Here is a 15217-nt window from a genome sequence, read left to right on the forward strand (position 1 = left end):
AGGAAGGAAGAATAACAAATGAAATTCTTTATTGATACAGCAAACATTAACGAAATTAAAGAGGCAAATGCATTAGGCGTAGTAGCTGGAGTAACGACAAACCCATCACTTGTAGCAAAAGAAGGCGTAGATTTCCATGAGCGTATTCGTGAAATTTGCAGCTTTATAGAAGGACCTGTAAGTGCAGAAGTAATTAGCTTAGAAGCTGATAAAATGATTGAAGAAGGTAAAGAATTAGCGAAGATTGCTCCAAACGTTGTTGTAAAAGTACCGATGACAACGGAAGGTTTAAAAGCAGTAAAAGCATTTTCAGATTTAGGAATTCGTACAAACGTTACATTAGTATTCTCAGCAGTTCAAGCATTACTTGCAGCTCGCGCTGGTGCGACATACGTTTCACCATTCTTAGGTCGCCTAGATGATATCGGTCATAACGGTATGGACTTAATTCGCCAAATCGCAGAAATCTTTGCAATTCACGGCATTGAAACAGAAATCATTGCAGCATCTGTACGTCACAGCGTTCACGTAACTGACGCAGCACTAAATGGTGCACATATTGCAACAATCCCAGCAAACGTAATTGCTTCATTAGTGAAGCACCCATTAACAGATCAGGGGATTGAGAAATTCTTAGCTGATTGGGAAAAAACACAAGAGAAATAATATGAAATCGAGAATCCTAGTTTAATTGACTAGGGTTCTTTTTTTATTTGAAGGAATTTTCATGCAATTTTGCATATTGTCTTTTAAATTTTTAATATAAGCTATTTAATATATACAAATCACTCTTTATTTTTTATATTTCGATATAAAGTAACACTTTAATCAGTGGTGGGGGTTGTTCATCCCCCACCGGATTATTAGCCCTCGCCAATTGGGCTTTTACGGGCAGTTAGCTCCACTTAACTTCCTCGGGTTCGCTGAATTTTGAGGTGGGAGTCTTACTGCCTAGCAAATAGTGGGATAAAAAGATAGAGGGTCTGACCAGAAAACTGGAGGGCATGATTCTATAACAGAAAGCTTAACGTTTATAGAATTATGCCTTTTTATATAGGGAGGGCAGGAAGCCGGGATTTCGATTTAAATGCACTTATTTATCTGAATTTTAAGTTTTATAAAAGGAGAGAAAGAGGATGAAAAGAAAAGCTCCATTTAAAGTATTATCAACGTTAGCAATTGCGGCAATTATCGGATGTACATCTGTAATGAGTGCTCCGTTAGCATACGCAGAAACGCCAGCGAAAGAAAAAGATAATGTGTCTACAACACCAATTGATTACAATTTAATTCAAGAAGATCGTTTAGCGGAAGCGCTGAAAGAAAGAGGAACAATTAATCCAGCATCTTCTAAAGAAGAGACGAAAAAAGCTGTTGAGCAGTATATTGAAAAGAAGCAAGGAGATCAAGCGAATAAAGAAATTCTTCCAGAGGATACGGCAAAAGAAGCATCTGATTTCGTGAAAAAGGTAAAAGAGAAAAAGATGGAAGAAAAGGAGAACGTAAAGAAGGCTGAAAAAAATGTTAGCCCTGAGCAAAAACCGGAACCAAATAAAAAGCAATTGAATGGACAAGTTCCAACTTCCAAGGCAAAGCAAGCTCCATATAAGGGATCTGTTCGATCTGATAAAGTATTAGTGCTACTCGTTGAATTTAGTGATTATAAACATAATAATATTAATCAAACACCAGGTTATATGTATTCGAAAGACTTTAGTAGAGAACATTATCAAAAGATGTTGTTTGGTAATGAGCCTTATACATTATTTGATGGTTCGAAAGTAAAAACATTTAAGCAATATTATGAAGAGCAGTCTGGCGGTAGCTATACGACAGACGGATATGTAACGGAGTGGCTAACTGTTCCAGGAAAAGCATCTGATTATGGAGCTGATGGTAGTAGTGGTCACGATAATAAAGGTCCAAAAGGTGCACGTGATTTAGTGAAGGAAGCTTTACATGCAGCTGCTGAGAAAGGGTTAGACTTATCTCAGTTTGATCAATTCGATAGATATGATACAAATGGCGATGGGAATCAAAATGAACCTGATGGTGTAATTGATCATTTAATGGTAATTCATTCTGGTGTTGGTCAAGAAGCTGGTGGCGGTAAATTAGGTGATGATGCAATTTGGTCACATCGTTCAAAATTAGCTACAGATCCAGTAGCGATTGAAGGGACAAAATCAAAGGTAGATTACTTTGGTGGAAAAGTAGCAGCGCATGATTACACAATTGAACCAGAAGATGGCGCTGTAGGTGTGTTTGCACATGAATTTGGACATGACCTTGGTTTACCGGATGAATATGATACGAAATATACTGGAGCTGGATCACCTGTTGAAGCTTGGTCATTAATGAGTGGAGGCAGTTGGACAGGAAAAATTGCAGGAACAGAGCCGACTAGTTTTTCACCACAAAATAAAGACTTCTTACAAAAGAATATGGGTGGCAACTGGGCAAAAATTTTAGAAGTAGATTACGATAAAATTAAGCGTGGTGTAGGAATTCCTACATATATTGATCAAAGTGTTACGAAATCAAATCGTCCAGGTGTTGTACGTGTTAATTTGCCAGGTAAGAGTGTTGAAACGATTAAACCTGAGTTTGGAAAGCATGCATATTATAGTACAAGAGGAGATGATATGCACACAACACTAGAGACACCATTCTTTGATTTAACAAAAGGAACAAATGCAAAATTCGATTATAAAGCAAATTATGAGTTAGAAGCAGAGTGCGATTTTGTTGAAGTACATGCAGTAACGGAAGATGGAACGAAAATATTAATTGATAGACTTGGAGAAAAAGTAGTCCAAGGAGATAAAGATACAACCGATGGAAAATGGATTGATAAATCATACGATTTAAGTCAATTTAAAGGAAAGAAAGTGAAACTACAATTCGACTACATTACAGATCCGGCTTTAACATATAAAGGCTTCGCAATGGATAGTGTAAATGTAACAGTTGATGGCCAAGTAGTATTTTCTGATGATGCAGAAGGACAGTCAAAAATGCAGTTAAATGGATTCGTTGTTTCTGATGGGACAGAAAAGAAACCTCATTATTATTATTTAGAGTGGAGAAACTACGCTGGATCAGATAATGGATTAAAAGCAGGAAGAGGTCCGGTATACAATACAGGTCTTGTCGTTTGGTATGCAGATGATAGTTTCAAAGATAACTGGGTTGGCGTGCATCCAGGTGAAGGATTCCTTGGTGTTGTAGACTCTCATCCAGAAGCGTTTGTTGGTAATTTGAACGGGAAACCAGCGTACGGTAATACAGGTATGCAAATTGCAGACGCTGCATTTTCATTTGATCAAACACCAGCATGGAGTGTAAATTCATTAACACGTGGACAGTTTAATTATACTGGATTACAAGGTGTTACAACATTTGATGATTCAAAAGTATATAGTAACAAGCAAATTGCTGATGCAGGACGAAAAGTGCCAAATCTTGGTCTTAAATTCCAAGTTGTTGGACAAGCAGAGGATAAGTCTGCAGGTGCTGTTTGGATTAAGCGTTAATGAAATAAAAGCACATTCTTTATATGAAGAATGTGCTTTTTAATTTGTACAGTAAGTTATTATTTTAGTTTATGTAATACAAGTGTCTGTTCATATGTAGTGTATCAAATTATGTGGGGAAAGGAAATATTTCCGAGGAAATTGTCGAAGTATCGTCGGTATTTATTCAGTTTCTTTTTTTAAGGGAGAAAGTAGTATTGCTTTTATACATAAGCTTATTTACAGTATTACTTGGTTATACGCAAAAGTAATGTATATTAGGCGAAAAAAGAGCTCTATTCGATAGAGCTTTTTTTTGTGAGTAGAAAGGAGAAGTTATAAATGAAAGAAACAATTGTATGCCCACAGTGTGAAGGAAATATTACTGCACAACATATTATCGACATCCCACATCTTTTTTCATTAAGGTGTCCACATTGTAAGGTGAAGCTGAAAGAAATAAGGATAACGCCATGTTTAATATTAGCGGCAATTTGTATAATCCCACTGTTTATTATGATTGGTGAGAGCACTAAAGAATTGCTAGGAAAATATTTTTCTATTATAGACAATGTACCAACCGTACTTATTTTCTTCTTATTTTGTTATCCGTTGTATTATTTCTATGAAAAATATAATGCCAGCTTATTTATTAAGTATGGTTTATTGAAAGTGAAAAATTGAACAGGAGCTTATCATTATGTTGTGGAAAATTTATTTAGTAATTGTAGCGATATTAACTATTACTTCATTAATAAGAGGGATGTTTCAAACACCAATTCAAAAGTTTGATTTTGTAGTGTCTATTATTACGTGGATAGGGCTATTTGGTTTTGTCTTCGATGTAGAAATATTAACCTCAATCATTTGGAAATGCATCTTCGTATTTAGCATTATTTGGACTTTGAGTGCCGTTTTTGTTTTACGTTTATATGAAGAGAAGGATGAACCGCTACCTTTTATATTCAAATTAATTGGTGTGATTCCAACTTTGCCGTTATATTATGGGTTATATCAATATGCATTTTAAAAAAAGACAATGATGGAATTAACCCATCATTGTCTTTTTTACTTTGCTTCTTACGTAAATCATACCGGCAAATGTTAATAAGAATGCAGTTCCGATAACGAAGCTGACGCTAGGTGATGCCCCGATAGCTCCAACTGTAAAGGAACCAGCAACAACTCCTAATGAGAAGAATGCATAAAATAATCCGAAGGCTTTCCCGCGATTATCATCTGTCGTATTTTCAACAAGTAATGCATTTATCGATGGGAAAAGGATAGCGAATCCAATGCCATAAATCATCATAACGATAAAGAGCATGCCTTTTGTTGCGAATAATCCAAGTAAAGATAACGCTAATGCCATTACTGCAATACCAATTAGCATTAGTTTTGAACGATTAAATCGATCGTAAATACGATTTGTTGGAAGTAAGAAGAAGAGAATAGCGGTAATTCCGAATACACTTAGCATCATACCTGTTGTAGATGCTTTAAGTGCTAACGCCTCAACTTTTACTGGTAACATATATGTGACAATTCCTTGTGAAAACATTAGAGTGAAAGCACCAATATATGCCTGTAATAACGGTTCTGATTTCAATAGTTCAAACATATCTTCTTTGTTCATCATTTGTGTTCTTGATGTATCTTTTCTTGATACGTTATTTGGTAAGAAGAATAGAGATACGATTGTACCAAGAACCATTAAAATAGAAATAGTAATGAAAACCCATTCTATTCCAGCTGTCGCTTTCATAATGCCACTGAAAGCAGGACCTACGATAGCCGCTGTTCCAACAGCAGCACCAGATAGAGCCATTGCCTTACCTTGCTTTGCTGAATTTGTTTGTTTTGATAAAAATGTAAATGCAGCAGGAATTAAAAATCCGTCACTAAAACCGTGCATAAAGCGAACAACTAATAGTTGTTCACCACTTTGAACAACGGTATATAACAAGACTATGAAACTCGTAAATCCCATGCTTATATAAAGTATTTTTTTTGCACCAAATTTATCGACAGCAGCTCCAGCAATAATATTACCAATCATATTAGCAAATGAGTACATACCGACAACTAGCCCAATAATAAGAGGAGTTCCTCCAAGGCTTTGAGCGAACGTACTCATAATAGGTAATTGTGAAAATGTATCTAAAAAAGCTACGATAACAATAAAGTAAATAAAATATTTCAAGCGATATTCACCTCTCCTATGCTATTATGGCATACTGCTAATTTCAACTGCAATGAAATTGAATTAACAGATGTGGAAAAAAGTACAAAGTGACAAAATATTGAACGTTATTTGTTAAAATTTAGTGGAAATGAGATTGTTTTTTTGAAATATATGGATAGAAGTATTATAATAGATTTGTAAACTTCACCAGGTTAAGTATATACATAGAGAGGGATGTTTAAAATGAAAGCATTACTTTGGCATAATCAACGTGATGTACGAGTAGAAGAAGTACCAGAACCAATTGTACGACCAGGAGCAGTAAAAATTAAAGTTAAATGGTGTGGTATTTGCGGGACAGACTTGCATGAATATTTAGCAGGGCCAATTTTTATTCCGACAGAAGAGCACCCATTAACACATGTAAAAGCACCGGTTATTTTAGGTCATGAATTTAGTGGTGAGGTAGTTGAAATTGGTGAAGGTGTTACATCTCATAAAGTGGGAGACCGCGTTGTTGTAGAACCAATTTATTCTTGTGGTAAATGTGAAGCTTGTAAACATGGACATTACAATGTTTGTGAACAGCTTGTTTTCCACGGTCTTGGTGGAGACGGCGGTGGTTTCTCTGAATATACAGTAGTACCAGAAGATATGGTTCATCATATTCCAGATGAAATGACGTATGAACAAGGTGCACTTGTAGAACCAGCAGCAGTAGCAGTTCATGCAGTACGTCAAAGTAAATTAAAAGAAGGGGAAGCTGTAGCAGTATTTGGTTGTGGTCCAATTGGACTTCTTGTTATCCAAGCAGCTAAAGCAGCAGGAGCAACTCCTGTTATCGCAGTTGAACTTTCTAAAGAACGTCAAGAGTTAGCGAAATTAGCAGGTGCGGATTACGTATTAAATCCAGCAACTCAAGATGTATTAGCAGAAATTCGTAACTTAACAAACGGTTTAGGTGTAAATGTTAGCTTTGAAGTAACAGGTGTTGAAGTTGTACTACGTCAAGCAATTGAAAGTACCAGCTTCGAAGGACAAACGGTAATTGTTAGCGTATGGGAAAAAGATGCAACAATTACTCCGAACAACCTTGTATTAAAAGAAAAAGAAGTTATCGGTATTCTTGGATACCGTCACATCTTCCCAGCTGTTATTAAATTAATTAGCTCTGGTCAAATTCAAGCAGAGAAATTAATTACGAAAAAAATTACAGTGGATCAAGTTGTTGAAGAAGGATTTGAAGCACTTGTAAAAGATAAAACACAAGTGAAAATTCTTGTTTCACCTAAATAATAAAGAATTGAAAAAAGTAGCCCTTTTCTAGAAATAGAAGAGGGCTACTTTTTTTCTATACGGAAAGGTGATAGACTTTCCTTTGACTAAATGTACTTTTGGTTGGGAGGGAAAGTTGGATGCTTTCATTTTTTTTAACATTGAAACGTATGCTAAGAGCCTGTTTACGAGCGTGGAAGGATAAAGAATTTCAAGTTTTATTCGTATTAACAATTTTGACTTTAATATCGGGTACAATCTTTTATAGCACAGTGGAGGGATTACGTATCCTTGATGCTTTATATTTTAGTGTTGTGACACTGACAACTGTAGGTGATAAAGATTTTAGTCCTCAAACTGATTTTGGAAAGATATTTACGATACTATACATATTTATCGGGATTGGATTAGTGTTTGGATTTATTCATAAGTTGGCGGTTAATGTGCAACTACCAAGTATATTATCGAATAGAAAAAAAGAGTAAAGCATGTAATTGCTTTACTCTTTTTTTACATTAGTTTAGACAAGTATTTGCAGTAGCTTAACAATACTTTATTACAATGTAAGTGCATTCATTCATTATATTCACTATGTATAAAGTTATAATGATATGAACATTTGCATATTTTAATTTAGTGATAGAAATTTTATGAAAGGTGGGATATTCTAGTCATAGGTTAACCAGACGACATCATAGGATCCTAGCAAAATGTTTACAATAATTCAATTATAAAATGGAGGATTTCAGATGAAAAAGAAAGTTCTTGCTTTAGCAGCAGCTATTACGTTAGTAGCACCGTTACAAAGTGTTGCGTTTGCTCATGAAAACGATGGAGGACAGAGAGTAGGCGTTATTCCGCGCTGGTCTGCTGAAGATAAACATAAAGAAGGCGTAAACTCTCATTTATGGATTGTAAACCGTGCAATGGATATTATGTCTCGTAATACAACACTTGTAAAACAAGATCGAGTTGCACTATTAAATGAATGGCGTACGGAGTTAGAGAACGGCATTTATGCTGCTGACTATGAAAATCCTTATTATGATAATAGCACATTTGCTTCACACTTCTATGACCCTGATAACGGGAAAACGTATATTCCATATGCAAAACAGGCGAAGGAAACTGGAGCTAAATATTTTAAATTAGCTGGTGAGTCATACAAAAATAAAGATATGAAACAAGCATTCTTCTATTTAGGATTATCTCTTCATTATTTAGGAGATGTAAACCAACCGATGCATGCGGCAAACTTTACAAATCTTTCGTATCCACAAGGGTTCCATTCTAAATATGAAAACTTTGTAGATACGATAAAAGATAATTATAAAGTAACGGATGGAAATGGATATTGGAATTGGAAAGGTACAAATCCAGAAGATTGGATTCATGGAGCGGCAGTAGTTGCGAAAGAGGATTACGCTGGCATTGTAAATGATAATACGAAAGATTGGTTCGTGAGAGCAGCTGTATCGCAAGAATATGCAGATAAATGGCGCGCTGAAGTTACACCAATGACAGGTAAGCGTTTAATGGATGCACAACGTGTTACTGCTGGATACATCCAACTTTGGTTTGATACGTACGAAAATCGTTAAGTATTTGAAAAAGGTCAAATCTCAGAATAGAGTATTTGGCCTTTTTATCACTATACACATGGAGGTATGAAACGTGAAAAGTAAATTGTTAAAAGGTGTACTTAGCTTTGGGATTGGTTTAGGAGCTTTATATAGCGGATCTTCAGCTCAAGCAGAAACGCCTACAAATCAAAATAATACGTTAAAAGTGATGACGCATAACGTGTACATGCTATCAACAAACTTATATCCGAATTGGGGACAAAGTGAGCGTGCTGATTTAATTGGAGCGGCAGATTATATAAAGAATCAGGACGTTGTTATATTAAATGAAGTGTTTGATAATAGCGCCTCAGATCGTTTGTTAGGAAATTTGAAGAGAGAATATCCAAATCAAACGGCGGTATTAGGTCGTAGTAGTGGAAATGAATGGGATAAAACATTAGGGAACTATTCATCTTCGACTCCTGAAGATGGGGGCGTTGCGATTGTGAGTAAATGGCCAATCGTTGAAAAAATTCAATATGTATTCGAAAAAGGCTGTGGACCAGATAATTTATCAAATAAAGGATTTGTATACACGAAAATTAAGAAAAATGATAGTTTTGTTCATGTAATTGGGACGCATTTACAAGCTGAAGATAGTATGTGTGGAAAAACTTCACCTGCATCTGTACGTACAAAACAGCTACAAGAAATGCAAGATTTTATTAAAAATAAAAATATACCAAATAACGAGTATGTGTTAATTGGCGGAGATATGAACGTAAATAAAATAAACGCTGAGAATAATAGTGATTCAGAGTATGCATCTATGTTTAAAACATTACATGCTTCTATTCCATCTTATATCGGACATACAGCGACTTGGGATGCGACGACAAACAGTATTGCGAAATACAATTTCCCCGATAGCCCTGCCGAGTATTTAGATTATATTATTGCAAGTAAAGATCATGCGAACCCATCGCATATAGAAAATAAAGTGTTACAGCTGAAATCTCCACAATGGACTGTTACATCATGGTTTAAAAAATATACGTATAATGATTACTCTGATCATTATCCAGTAGAGGCTACTATTTCTATGAAGTAGTCAAAAAAGTTTCTTCGTAAAGAAGAAACTTTTTTTATTTGCAAACAGGAAAATCACTCTTTCTTTCCAATATGTATAAGACATATATAGAAGAGGAGCGAAAAATGTGGATCGAGGAATTTTTAAAGAAGTTCCATTACCGTGTGCATTTTTAGATGAAGTAGCTTTAGAAAGAAATATTCAATCGGTTATTGAACTAAGTGGCGATAAAAATATTCGAATAGCGAGTAAATCATTACGATCCGTTCCAATTATGAAACGGATTTTAGCTGCAAACAACCGATTTCAAGGTATTATGTGTTTTTCACCTAGAGAGGCTTTGTTTTTAATTGAACAAGGATTTAATGATTTATTATTAGGATATCCAGCTTATGATGACAGGGCTTTATATGAAATTAGTTTGTTAACAAAGAAAGGGCTTATTATTACTTGTATGGTGGACTGTGAAGACCATATTGTTTATTTAGAAAAAATTGCTGAGAAGTCTAAAGGGTGTTTTCGTGTTTGTTTGGATATTGATATGAGTAGCCGTTTTTTTCAATTTCATTTTGGTGTAAAAAGATCCCCGGTAAAAGATGTGCGGAGCGCTTTGGAAATAGTAGAAAAAGTGAAGGGCTCATCATCTTTAATACTAGATGGTGTAATGGGATATGAAGCTCAAATTGCTGGGGTTGGAGATTATATACCGAATCAATGGCTAAAAAGTAAAGTAATTTCTTATTTAAAGAAGAAATCAGTGTTAGAAGTTAAAGAAAGAAGAGGACGTATCGTAAAAGAAATACAAAACCTTGGTATTGAACTTAGGTTTGTAAATGGGGGTGGAACAGGAAGTATAAAAACAACTGAGCAAGATAACTCAGTTTCAGAGATTACAATAGGTTCTGCTTTTTATGCCCCTAGACTGTTTGACTACTATAAAGAAGTACAATTTCATCCAGCTATCGGATTTGCTTTACCAGTTGTACGTAAACCAGCTCCGTTTATCTATACTTGCCTAGGTGGTGGATATATTGCTTCAGGCGCAGTTGGTAAAGATAAAGAGCCTGAGGTTTGGAGACCCGATGGTGCAAAACTATTAGCTTTAGAAGGTGCTGGTGAGGTACAAACTCCTGTTCATTATAACGGTGAGGAGCGAGTGAATATAGGAGATTCTATATTGTTTCGTCATAGTAAAGCTGGGGAATTATGTGAGCGTTTTCCAATTTTGTATCGTGTGAAACAAGGGAAGATTATTGGGGAGTATTCAACATATCGGGGGGATGGCCAATGCTTTCTATAGAGGGGAAAAAATGGAGAAATTGGACAGGGAATGTAGAAGGAACGCCGCATTATACGATGTATCCAGAAACTATACAAGATGTAATAGAAGTTGTAGAGCTTGCACAAAAAAAGGGGAAGAAAATTCGTGTTGTGGGTTCAGGGCATTCGTTTACGCCTCTCGTGCAAACAGAAGAAATTTTAGTTTCTTTAGATGAATTAAAGGGTATTACGAATATTGATGAAGAGAAGATGGTTGCCGAAGTATGGGCAGGAACAAAGTTACATGATTTAGGGAAGTTGCTTGAAGAAAAAGGTTATGCACAAGAGAATTTAGGCGATATTGATTCACAATCTATTGCGGGAGCGATTAGTACGGGAACTCATGGGACAGGTGTTAACTTTGGGAGTTTATCAACACAAGTTATAGAGATTACGACAGTTTTATCAACAGGTGAGAGTATAGTTTGTTCAGAAACCGAGAACGTCGAATATTGGAAAGCATTTCAGTTATCGCTTGGAATGCTAGGTATCATCGTAAAGATAAAATTAAAGGTTATCCCATCATATTCGCTCGTTTATGAAAGCGAAAAACAGTCACTATCTACTGTAATGAACAAGTTAGAAGAATATAAGAAGAATCGTCATTTTGAATTTTTCGTTTTTCCTTATTCAAATGAAGTACAAGTGAAGTTTACAAATGAAACAACGAGTAAAGGAAATGATTTGAAATGGCATAAACTAAAGGTGGAGTTACTTGAAAATAGGATGTTCTCTTTGTTATCTAAAGGATGCAAATGGTTTCCTTCCATAAGTAAAGGAGTAAGTCGATTATCAGCTAAGGCTGCACCAAACACAAAAATAATTGGCCCAAGCTATGAAGTGTTCGCTACATCACGTACGGTTCCATTTTATGAAATGGAGTACAGTGTCCCTTCAAAGCATATGAGAGCTGTTGTAGAAGAAATTTCAAGTCTTATTGAAAAGAAAAAGTATAAGGTGCACTTCCCGATTGAATGTCGCTACGTGAAAGGTGATGATATATGGCTTAGTCCAGCGTATGGAAGGGACTCGGCATATATCGCCGTTCATATGTATAAAGGTATGAAGTATGCAGCTTATTTTGGTGAAGTGGAGAAAATTTTTCTGAAATATGAAGGTCGTCCACATTGGGGGAAAATGCATACGTTAACATACGAAAAGTTACAAAACATATATCCCGAATTGCATTCGTTTCTAAAAATGAGGAAGTCGCTAGATGAAACAGGAATGTTTTTAAACCCTTATACAGAAAAGTTATTTACGATTATGAAAAAAAGCTGACAAAGTATTACTTGTCAGCTTTTTTTAGTATAATCGCATTTCTTGTTTGACTAATATGCTCGTAGAATAGTAACTTATCACGGCTAAATACATGTAATAAAACATGAATAATAAATATGCCGTTAATTACGAATTGGAATAACAGTATAACTAGTAATACTAAAGGCTCTGTAAGATTTAAGATAGAGCTACTAGAAAGAATATAATTGATTCCACCTAAAACGAAATAGAATATACCGTAACGGATGAATAGTTCCTTCATCGTAATACGATCTGATTTTCCTTTAATGTAAATACGAAGCAACGCTTTTCCTATCGTTCTTCCATTTGTAAAGTATGGAATGATAATAAAGTAAATAAAGATTGAACATGTAATGAAAAGGAGTTCGTATACATTTGTGTAAGATTGGATATTAGAAATAAATAGAGAGTTTCCTTTATTTTTAATGACAGGAACAACGATAGATAAGAACAGCCAATCAATTTGCATAGCGATAAGACGACGAACGAATCCGACTGGTTTCGTTTCTAAATCAATATGACTATCTAATTCGCTTGTTTTCGGAAGGAAGTACGTAAATATTGGTGCAATGATAAAACCAATTACGCCGCCTAATGTGTTTAAAAATAGATCATCGATATCGAATAAGCGATATGCACAATTGTATATACCGTATAGTCCAGTTACCTGTGTTATTTCGAAAAATAGTGAAAGACAAAAAGAAATACAAACTGTTTGTAAGAAACTACGTCGGAAATAATAACGTAAATAAACACCGAATGGAACGGTTAATAGAACGTTAAATGCTACTTGTAAAAACGCAGATTCTTTTAATAAATAGAAGTAAGTAGTTGGTTTCGCTAAAATTGCCGATGTATGATTACTAATCTCTTGTATGAAATAAAATGGTGAGAGTTGCATGTGCTGTGTATTAGCTGGTTGTAGGCTACAAGTATCATACGTATGTGGTAATGGCAAAATAACAAGAAAATAGGCGTTTAATAAATAGAGTAGTAATGAATATAAAATAAATGAGCGCCATTTATTTAAATAACCGTATTTTCGATAATTAAATATTAAAAATGGAATTAACAGAAACATTGCTAAAATAGGAAATAAAATAAATGCTGTTTTTACTGGAAATAAATATGCAGTCAAAATGAAGCTCCTTTCAATGAAAATTCGTTTATCATTATAGCGCTAAAAAGAGTATAAAACAAAGTTAAAATATTTCGAAATAGAAAAAATTACAAATTTTATCGAAATTAAGTTATGCTAAATTTAATATAAGGATATTGTGATTATATAAGTTGAGAGAGGGTACTAGATATGCGATATGAACTTTTTTCTGTAAGTGGAGATCATATTACGAATTTTGAAAGTGCATGGCGTTTTCAAGAGGGAGAACAGATTTTTGTTCATGATGATCAAACAAAACGAAATTTTATTATTATTCGCCTAACGCATGATGTATTTCAACAAAATAAACATGTTATTCGTTTGTATTGTCAAGAAAAGAAAGTTTATAAATAAGGGAAGCCCTCTTACTGGATGAGAAAAGGTAAGAGGGTTTTATCATTTTTACATTAGGAAAAGCTCTTTAGGAATATCGAGTGGAGTTTAATGCATATAAGTAGCATTGGATTTGGAAGAAAGGATATAGTTTTGTATTTTGTGCTTCCAATTTTCATTTTCGTTTCTTTGAGAAAGCCACGCATGGTAATCTTGTTGTGTTTTCCATAACATACGGACCATATATTTTGCTCCATCATCTGTACGATGCATAGGTGAAAATTCTATGTTAATAAAACCATTTGTTCCAGTTGATGGATAATATTGTTTAAGTGAATATAGTAAATCATTCTCATAGCCATATTTAATATGAATTAGTTTAGTAACAATAAACATATGAACACCTCTTTTATAATAGTAGTAAAGAAGACGGATTTTTATTAGTAGGAATATAATTGATATTATACTATTCTGAAAATTTAAAGTAAATAATGCAATTCAACTTAATAGAAGTATAAAAAAGCGAGCCATCTTAGTGTAGTAGAATGACTCGCTTTAAATTTGTAAGTTTACTTTATAAGAAAATGATAGTAAGTACCCCTACGATAATACAATAGAAAGAGAAATATTTTAAATTTCCTTTTGCCATAATGTTCATAAACCATTTTAAAGAAATATATGTCATGATAAATGTTGCTATAAATGCAACGATATATGGTACGAATAATGTGTCTAAATTAGGATCTTTAGCAATGTCTGTAATACTTAGCAATAATCCACCTAAACTAACAGGAATATATAGTAAGAATGAGAAGCGAAGAGCGGTCTCTTGCTTCATACCGAGTAACATCGCTGCTACAATTGTAGCGCCAGATCGGCTAATTCCAGGGATTAGTGCACAAGCTTGTGCTAGACCGATAATGATTGCATCTTTCATAGAAAGGTCGCCATCATTTTTACGTCCACGTAAGTTTCGAATAATCCAAAGGCCGATAGCGGTAATAAGAAGGGAAATCCCAACCATTTTCACACCTTTTAAGTACTGATCGATATAATCTTTAAATAAAACGCCAATTACACCTGCTGGAATAGTTGCAATTACAAGGTAAATAATGAAGAAGAAATCTGATTTTGCATCTTCTGCTCTTGTAAATATATAAGATAGACCATTCTTTGTTAGACGAATTAAATCATTTCTATAAATAAGTAACACAGCTAGTAATGAAGCTGAATTAACAAGTAGTTCAAAGCTAAATCCTTCTATTTTTAGTCCTAGCAAATGTTGTGCTAAAACGAGGTGACCACTTGAAGAAATCGGAATTGGTTCTGTTAGTCCTTGGAACAGACCAAGAATTAAGTATTTTAAAATGTAGTAAAATTGTTCCATAACATCCTCCTTGTTAATTAGTCTAAAGAAACAACTTTCCCATTATAACAAAGATATAGATGAATATTGGGAAGAAATAAATATTC

15 protein-coding genes are annotated in these 15217 nt (G+C 34.5%); 11 read left to right on the forward strand and 4 right to left on the reverse strand.

The genetic code is table 11. The features are described from left to right. Positions 1-18: 18 nt before the first annotated feature. The 4 genes from fsa to JDS95_RS15525 all read left to right on the forward strand — a co-directional run bounded on the left by fsa (position 19) and on the right by JDS95_RS15525 (position 4545). Entirely contained in the window at positions 19-666 is a 648-nt protein-coding gene (fsa, locus tag JDS95_RS15510) for a fructose-6-phosphate aldolase (protein WP_000667666.1), read from the forward strand. A gap of 470 nt (positions 667-1136) precedes the next feature. After that, positions 1137-3536 (forward strand): M6 family metalloprotease immune inhibitor InhA2, encoded by a 2400-nt coding sequence (inhA2, locus tag JDS95_RS15515; protein WP_199690623.1) that lies wholly within the window; start codon positions 1137-1139, stop codon positions 3534-3536. Positions 3537-3857: 321 nt separating this feature from the next. Continuing rightward, positions 3858-4199 (forward strand): hypothetical protein, encoded by a 342-nt coding sequence (locus tag JDS95_RS15520; RefSeq protein ID WP_000665294.1) that lies wholly within the window; start codon positions 3858-3860, stop codon positions 4197-4199. Between the two features lie 16 nt (positions 4200-4215). Beyond that, a complete protein-coding gene (locus JDS95_RS15525; RefSeq protein ID WP_000964462.1) occupies positions 4216-4545 on the forward strand; it encodes a hypothetical protein in 330 nt (109 codons plus the stop codon). Positions 4546-4563: 18 nt separating this feature from the next. Here JDS95_RS15525 and JDS95_RS15530 read toward each other — a convergent pair whose 3' ends face one another. Further along, the gene (locus JDS95_RS15530) at positions 4564-5718 is read right to left on the reverse strand and encodes an MFS transporter (RefSeq protein ID WP_144467544.1); all 1155 of its coding nucleotides are present in this window, start codon (positions 5716-5718) and stop codon (positions 4564-4566) included. A 225-nt stretch (positions 5719-5943) separates the two neighbouring features. Here JDS95_RS15530 and bdhA point away from each other — a divergent pair, with 225 nt between their 5' ends. From bdhA to JDS95_RS15560, 6 genes are all read left to right on the forward strand, one after another. Then, positions 5944-6996 carry a (R,R)-butanediol dehydrogenase gene (gene bdhA / locus JDS95_RS15535; protein ID WP_000645818.1) on the forward strand — a complete coding sequence of 351 codons (1053 nt, stop codon included), beginning with the start codon at positions 5944-5946 and terminating at the stop codon, positions 6994-6996. A gap of 119 nt (positions 6997-7115) precedes the next feature. Continuing rightward, entirely contained in the window at positions 7116-7460 is a 345-nt protein-coding gene (locus tag JDS95_RS15540) for a potassium channel family protein (protein WP_000947913.1), read from the forward strand. 264 nt (positions 7461-7724) lie between these two features. Continuing rightward, positions 7725-8576, forward strand: coding sequence for a phospholipase CerA (cerA, locus tag JDS95_RS15545; protein ID WP_000731000.1), 852 nt, complete (start codon positions 7725-7727; stop codon positions 8574-8576). A gap of 73 nt (positions 8577-8649) precedes the next feature. Next, positions 8650-9651, forward strand: a complete 1002-nt coding sequence (gene sph, locus JDS95_RS15550; protein WP_199690624.1) for a sphingomyelinase C — start codon at positions 8650-8652, stop codon at positions 9649-9651. 106 nt (positions 9652-9757) lie between these two features. Continuing rightward, positions 9758-10930 (forward strand): amino acid deaminase/aldolase, encoded by a 1173-nt coding sequence (locus tag JDS95_RS15555; protein ID WP_199690625.1) that lies wholly within the window; start codon positions 9758-9760, stop codon positions 10928-10930. Continuing rightward, on the forward strand, positions 10918-12231 hold the full coding sequence (locus JDS95_RS15560) for a D-arabinono-1,4-lactone oxidase (RefSeq protein ID WP_199690626.1): 1314 nt from the start codon (positions 10918-10920) through the stop codon (positions 12229-12231). The genes JDS95_RS15555 and JDS95_RS15560 overlap by 13 nt, the downstream gene beginning before the upstream one ends. A 7-nt stretch (positions 12232-12238) precedes the next feature. Here JDS95_RS15560 and JDS95_RS15565 read toward each other — a convergent pair whose 3' ends face one another. After that, positions 12239-13390 carry a VanZ family protein gene (locus tag JDS95_RS15565; protein ID WP_199690627.1) on the reverse strand — a complete coding sequence of 384 codons (1152 nt, stop codon included), beginning with the start codon at positions 13388-13390 and terminating at the stop codon, positions 12239-12241. Between the two features lie 171 nt (positions 13391-13561). On the opposite strand from JDS95_RS15565, the gene JDS95_RS15570 reads away from it, so the two are divergent. Continuing rightward, complete coding sequence (locus JDS95_RS15570) at positions 13562-13765, forward strand: hypothetical protein (RefSeq protein WP_001268327.1); 204 nt, start codon at positions 13562-13564, stop codon at positions 13763-13765. 87 nt (positions 13766-13852) lie between these two features. Here the strand turns inward: JDS95_RS15570 and JDS95_RS15575 are convergent, their stop codons facing one another. Together JDS95_RS15575 and JDS95_RS15580 are read right to left on the reverse strand one after the other, a co-directional pair. Beyond that, entirely contained in the window at positions 13853-14140 is a 288-nt protein-coding gene (locus JDS95_RS15575; RefSeq protein ID WP_085451028.1) for an antibiotic biosynthesis monooxygenase, read from the reverse strand. Positions 14141-14318: 178 nt separating this feature from the next. Next, positions 14319-15131: an undecaprenyl-diphosphate phosphatase gene (locus JDS95_RS15580; protein WP_000434780.1), complete on the reverse strand. Its 813-nt coding sequence runs from the start codon at positions 15129-15131 to the stop codon at positions 14319-14321. Positions 15132-15217: the final 86 nt, after the last annotated feature.

It is taken from the genome of Bacillus cereus group sp. N24 (assembly GCF_016483345.1).
In the GTDB taxonomy this organism is placed as follows: domain Bacteria; phylum Bacillota; class Bacilli; order Bacillales; family Bacillaceae_G; genus Bacillus_A; species Bacillus_A toyonensis.

What these genes read in the sequence shown, in the direction of transcription:
- JDS95_RS15525 (WP_000964462.1), top strand. Translation starts at nt 4,216, where the DNA reads ATGTTGTGGAAAATTTATTTAGTAATTGTAGCGATATTAACTATTACT.
- JDS95_RS15580 (WP_000434780.1), bottom strand. Translation starts at nt 15,131, where the DNA reads ATGGAACAATTTTACTACATTTTAAAATACTTAATTCTTGGTCTGTTC.
- JDS95_RS15570 (WP_001268327.1), top strand. Translation starts at nt 13,562, where the DNA reads ATGCGATATGAACTTTTTTCTGTAAGTGGAGATCATATTACGAATTTT.
- inhA2 (WP_199690623.1), top strand. Translation starts at nt 1,137, where the DNA reads ATGAAAAGAAAAGCTCCATTTAAAGTATTATCAACGTTAGCAATTGCG.
- bdhA (WP_000645818.1), top strand. Translation starts at nt 5,944, where the DNA reads ATGAAAGCATTACTTTGGCATAATCAACGTGATGTACGAGTAGAAGAA.
- cerA (WP_000731000.1), top strand. Translation starts at nt 7,725, where the DNA reads ATGAAAAAGAAAGTTCTTGCTTTAGCAGCAGCTATTACGTTAGTAGCA.
- JDS95_RS15560 (WP_199690626.1), top strand. Translation starts at nt 10,918, where the DNA reads ATGCTTTCTATAGAGGGGAAAAAATGGAGAAATTGGACAGGGAATGTA.
- JDS95_RS15540 (WP_000947913.1), top strand. Translation starts at nt 7,116, where the DNA reads ATGCTTTCATTTTTTTTAACATTGAAACGTATGCTAAGAGCCTGTTTA.
- JDS95_RS15520 (WP_000665294.1), top strand. Translation starts at nt 3,858, where the DNA reads ATGAAAGAAACAATTGTATGCCCACAGTGTGAAGGAAATATTACTGCA.
- fsa (WP_000667666.1), top strand. Translation starts at nt 19, where the DNA reads ATGAAATTCTTTATTGATACAGCAAACATTAACGAAATTAAAGAGGCA.
- JDS95_RS15575 (WP_085451028.1), bottom strand. Translation starts at nt 14,140, where the DNA reads ATGTTTATTGTTACTAAACTAATTCATATTAAATATGGCTATGAGAAT.